The sequence below is a fragment of the Caviibacterium pharyngocola genome, assembly GCF_002795405.1.
GTDB lineage: Bacteria > Pseudomonadota > Gammaproteobacteria > Enterobacterales > Pasteurellaceae > Caviibacterium > Caviibacterium pharyngocola.
In genome coordinates, this window is record NZ_PHGZ01000034.1 from 1 (window position 1) to 4,934 (window position 4,934).

General features: G+C 43.1%; 5 protein-coding genes. 2 read left to right on the top strand and 3 right to left on the bottom strand.

Annotation, left to right across the window (positions count from 1 at the left end; genetic code table 11):
* Window positions 1–150: 150 nt before the first annotated feature.
* Complete coding sequence (locus tag CVP04_RS11655; protein ID WP_100297681.1) at window positions 151–849, bottom strand: ribonuclease T2 family protein; 699 nt, start codon at window positions 847–849, stop codon at window positions 151–153.
* A 204-nt stretch (window positions 850–1,053) separates the two neighbouring features.
* Between CVP04_RS11655 and CVP04_RS11660 the strand changes: the two genes are divergently transcribed.
* Window positions 1,054–1,314 (top strand): YfhL family 4Fe-4S dicluster ferredoxin, encoded by a 261-nt coding sequence (locus tag CVP04_RS11660; protein ID WP_100297682.1) that lies wholly within the window; start codon window positions 1,054–1,056, stop codon window positions 1,312–1,314.
* A gap of 8 nt (window positions 1,315–1,322) precedes the next feature.
* On the opposite strand, the gene CVP04_RS11665 is transcribed toward CVP04_RS11660, so the two are convergent.
* Complete coding sequence (locus CVP04_RS11665; protein WP_100297683.1) at window positions 1,323–2,357, bottom strand: TrmH family RNA methyltransferase; 1,035 nt, start codon at window positions 2,355–2,357, stop codon at window positions 1,323–1,325.
* A gap of 173 nt (window positions 2,358–2,530) precedes the next feature.
* On the opposite strand from CVP04_RS11665, the gene pssA reads away from it, so the two are divergent.
* Window positions 2,531–3,898, top strand: coding sequence for a CDP-diacylglycerol--serine O-phosphatidyltransferase (gene pssA / locus CVP04_RS11670; protein ID WP_100297684.1), 1,368 nt, complete (start codon window positions 2,531–2,533; stop codon window positions 3,896–3,898).
* A gap of 35 nt (window positions 3,899–3,933) precedes the next feature.
* Here pssA and CVP04_RS11675 read toward each other — a convergent pair whose 3' ends face one another.
* Window positions 3,934–4,398 carry a DMT family transporter gene (locus CVP04_RS11675; protein ID WP_100297685.1) on the bottom strand — a complete coding sequence of 155 codons (465 nt, stop codon included), beginning with the start codon at window positions 4,396–4,398 and terminating at the stop codon, window positions 3,934–3,936.
* Window positions 4,399–4,934: the final 536 nt, after the last annotated feature.

Genomic DNA, 4,934 nt, shown 5'->3' on the forward strand with positions numbered 1-4,934 from the left:
CATCATATTGAAATAATTATATTTTTTGATGGGCTAAAGCCCATCCTACACATAAAATACGATTTAAATGAGGTTTGTCATCAGTCTAATTATTATAATAAAATTATCATTTGCATTTACCCTCGCTCTTTCGGTGAAAATACCGATGAATTAATACCCTGTACGGCTACGCGGGCAATCAATGACATTCCAGCTTAAATCGTAACAAATAAATAATTCATTACGGCTTGCGCCGAGATTTGCTTGTTTTAAGTGCGGATTATTTTTCTTCACCCAATGAAATAATTCGTTTCTGGACGATAATTCATAGTTCGGTAATTTTAAAGTGCGGTATAATTCGCGTTGTTTTTCAAAATAATCTTGCGGATTGTTGAATGCGCACGCGCCGTGTTTTTCCCATTCGCCTTGCAATAAATTCGCGCTCGGGCTTTCGGCGAGAAATTGTTGGATCACTTCGTGATCGACCATCGGCAAATCACCTTTACAAAAGCGCGGATGATCGGCGACGCGGCGCGCTTTTTCGTTTTGCGGCCATAATCCGTGGATGACCCAGCCGAATTGTTGGGTTTTGCCGCATTGTAATTCTAAGGCGTCCGGTAGATTTTCGCCGTAGCGTTTGCGTTGCGCATCACAAAATGCCGGCGACCAAGACAGCACAAGCGTGTAATAATTGGTTTTGGCTTTTTTATTTTGCCCTATGGGATCGTTTTTCATCACATAATCGTAATTGCTGTCCACTACGGTGGAAACCGCTTGTTTATGCTGAGAAAAATAATACCAGCCGGCGAGCAAAAACATAAAAAAGCACACGACAAAAATGGATAATTGCATCGTTTGTTTTTGGTTCATTGAAATCTACCCTTATGGTTGAAACCCGCCGCTTACGGCGGATAATTAAATGCGTTTTCCCTTTCGGGTAACATATAGCGCCTATGTTCTCAAGGTACTGCGTGTCGAAATACCGGCGCTTGGCTTAAATTATTATTTAAATTTTAAGCGGGATTCTTTATAATTGCGCACTTTCATTTTACACGGGCAGCACACGGAGAAACAATGGCACTTTTAATTACGGACAAATGTACGAACTGCGATATGTGCTTGCCGGAATGCCCGAACGAAGCTATTTCCGTCGGCGCGGATATTTATGTTATTGACCCCGCACTTTGCACCGAATGCGTCGGGCATTACGACACGCCGACTTGTCAAAAAGTGTGTCCGATTACAAATTGTATCAAAACCGATCCGAACCATATTGAAAGCGACGAACAACTTTGGGAACGTTTCGTGCTGATTCATCATTCGGATCAATTATAATTCCGCCGTTATTGGCAACGTTTCGCCAATAAAATACCGGCGGCGACCGCCACGTTCAAGCCGCTTTTCAACGGATTGGCATAAGATAAATTAACCGCCTCGTCTTGGGCGTGCGCCGAGTTTGTTTCGCTTAACACCAACACCGTTTTATCGGCGAATTGCAATTTATTCAACGGCTTAGCTTGACGATTATCGCTTAAATGCACGATTTGATAACCGGCTTGACGCAATTTTTCTAATGCTTTATCAATATTATCCGTTTGTAGCGGATGAATATATTCCATTCCGCCTTCGGCAACACGCGCCGCCGATGCGGAAGCCAACAATTCCGCATCGTCGATAATAACGCCGCGCACGCCGTAAAAGGCGCAAGTGCGAATAATGCCGCCCACGTTGTGTGCATTTTTCACGCGATCCAACAGAACCAAGGTATCTTGTTTGCGCGGAATATCTAAATAGCCTTCTAGCGTGAACGGGCGGCGTTTTTTCACCAACATACAAATGCCGCCGTGATGTTCGGTGCCGCTGACTAACGCTAATTCCGCCTGATCGACCACGTGATAGGCTTTTTTATTGGCGGCGAGATAACTGAACAAATCGCCGACGCGATGCGCTATTTCCACCGTAGTCCAAACGCGCACAATGCTTTCCGGACGCTGTTGAAACAGCGCTAAACACGCATTTTCGCCGCAAAGTTTCATTTCTTCCGCGCGATTTTTCTTAATTTTCTCTGGCGCACGTGGTGAAAGCGGGCCGGTTTTCTTCGGCGCGACGGTTTGCTGCGAGCTTTTCACCATCACTTTCACATTTCCCGTGCCGCGCGCATTATCCATTACGGTTTCGCGAATTTGCGGCACCTCGGTAAATCTTTCTTGCCCTTTAAACGGACGCGCACCGCCCTTGTTTTTATCTCGAAAAGGTTTATTTTCGCGAGAATCGCGTTCAAAGTGCGGTCGATTTTGTGCTTTTTTTTCACCGACCGTGCGTTCGTTAAAGCGTTTTTCATTGGTCGATTGGCGGAAAGTCGGAGTGTTTTTGTTCATATGATTTTGCCGATAAGAGAGTAAAAGATAAATAAAATGGGCAAAAAGTCACCGCACTTTATCGGAAATTGTGAGCATTATAACGAAAAAATACCTTTTTTCTACCAAGTCGGGCGGTAAATATTGTAAACTGAATAACTAATTCTCGTAGAACGAATGAGAGAGTACGAAGTATGTTGATTAATAAAACGAAACGCGCAATGCAAAACTTGGAACGTTTGCCTTGTTTGCCGTTACGAGCGGAACAAATCGAGTTCATTTATAGCCCGGCGGAATTTAAGCAACAAATTATTCATTTAATTCGCCACGCCCAATCGCGCATTTATATCACGGCGCTATATTGGCAGCACGATGAAGCCGGTCAGCAAATTTTAGACGAAATTTATCGCGCCAAGCAGGCGAATCCCGAATTAGACGTTAAAATTTTGATCGATTGGCATCGCGCGCAGCGTAATTTGTTAGGCGCGGAAAAATCCGCCACCAATGCCGATTGGTATTGCGAGGAACGCGCGAAATATCAATTACCGCAAGACCCGAATATGTTCTTCGGCGTGCCGATTAATACGCGCGAAGTGTTCGGCGTGCTACACATTAAAGGATTCGTTTTTGATAACACCGTATTGTACAGCGGTGCCAGCATTAATAACGTGTATTTGAACCAAAGCGGGAAATACCGTTACGACCGCTATCACAAAATCACCGATAAAGCCTTGACTGACACCTTGGTGAATTTTGTGAAAAATTATTTGTTGGATCCGAGCGCGGTGTCACCGTTGGATATTTCGAATCGCCCGAAAATCAAAGACATTCGGCAAAATATCCGCTTTTTCCGTAAAAGTTTAGCGGCGGATGCGCAATATCATTTGTCTGCCTCCATTACCTTAAACGACAGCTTGACGATTTGCCCGCTGTTCGGTTTGGGTTCCGGCAATAATATTTTAAATCGCACCATTGAAGATTTATTTCAGCTGGTGGAACAAAAATTGGTGATTTGTACGCCGTATTTTAATTTTCCACGTTCATTGCAACAAAAAATTCGCCGTTTATTAGAAAAAGGTAAACAAATCGAAATTATCGTCGGCGACAAAACTGCCAATGATTTTTATATTCCGCCGAGCGAGCCGTTCAAAATGGCGGGCGCATTGCCTTATTTATATGAAAACAATTTGCGCCGATTCAGTAAAAAATTCGAGCAAGCCATCACCCAAGGGCGATTAGTGGTGCGAACGTGGAAAGACAGCGATAACACTTATCACTTAAAAGGCGTGTGGGTGGATGATCGTTATATTTTATTAACCGGAAATAACTTAAACCCGCGCGCGTGGCGTTTAGATGCGGAAAACGGTTTGTTTATTCACGATCCGAAAGGCGAGTTGAGCGAACAAGCGCAGCAAGAATTGACCTGTATTCGTCAGCACACTCGCGTTTTAACGCATTACGCCGAATTGGAAGAATTGGAACAATATCCGCAACCGGTGCAAAAATTGCTGAAAAAATTCGCCCGCTTAAAAGCGGACAAACTGGTGAAAATGATTTTATAATCGTTACTTTCAAAGCCACGCAAATGCGTGGTTTTTTATTTTCCGAATAAGGTTTTACCGAAGAAAAATAGGGTTAAACCGATTCCGATAACAATAAATCCGATGATTTGCCACAGCTGAACGGGACGTTGCGTCATTCCCAGCAAACCGAAATGATCGATCACTAACGCCGCAATTAATTGCCCGACGATAATAAAAAACAGCATATTCGTCACGCCCATTTTCGGCGCCAGAAAAATGGTAGTGAACACCACCAATGCCCCTAAAGGCCCACCGATTAGTTTCCAAAATGGTTGTTTCGGCACTTGTTGCAACGCCGTGAACAAATCGGTTTTCCACCAACAAATTAACAGCAGCAACAAAGTACCGGTGGCGAAAGACACCAACGCAGCAACCGCCGGTTGACCGATTAAAGAATGGGCGAGTTGGCTGTTTATCGCCGCTTGAACCGCAAGCGCCACACCGGCACACAACGCAATGAGAACAAAAGGGAGTAACATAAAATGCTCCTTACAATTCGATTTGACAAAATTTTACCTTGTTTACACGGACAAAAAAAGTGCGGTGAAAAATCACCGCATTTAGACTGATGACAAACCTGATTTAAATCGTATTTTATGTGTAGGATGGGCTTCAGCCCATCAAAAAATATAATTATTTCAATATGATGGGCTAAAGCCCATCCTACTCAAGGATACTTTGCCAATAAACTGAAATGCGGTGAAAAATCACCGCACTTAGACTGATGACAAACCTGATTTAAATCGTATTTTATGTGTAGGATGGGCTTCAGCCCATCAAAAAATATAATTATTTCAATATGATGGGCTAAAGCTCATCCTACTTAAGGATACTTTGTCAATAAACTAAAACGGCACATAATGTGCCGTTTTTGACTGATGACAAACCTGATTTAAATCATATTTTATATGTAGGATGGGCTTTAGCCCATCAAAAAATATAATTATTTCAATATGATGGGCTAAAGCCCATCCTACTTAAGGATACTTTGTCAATAAACTAAAACGGCACATAA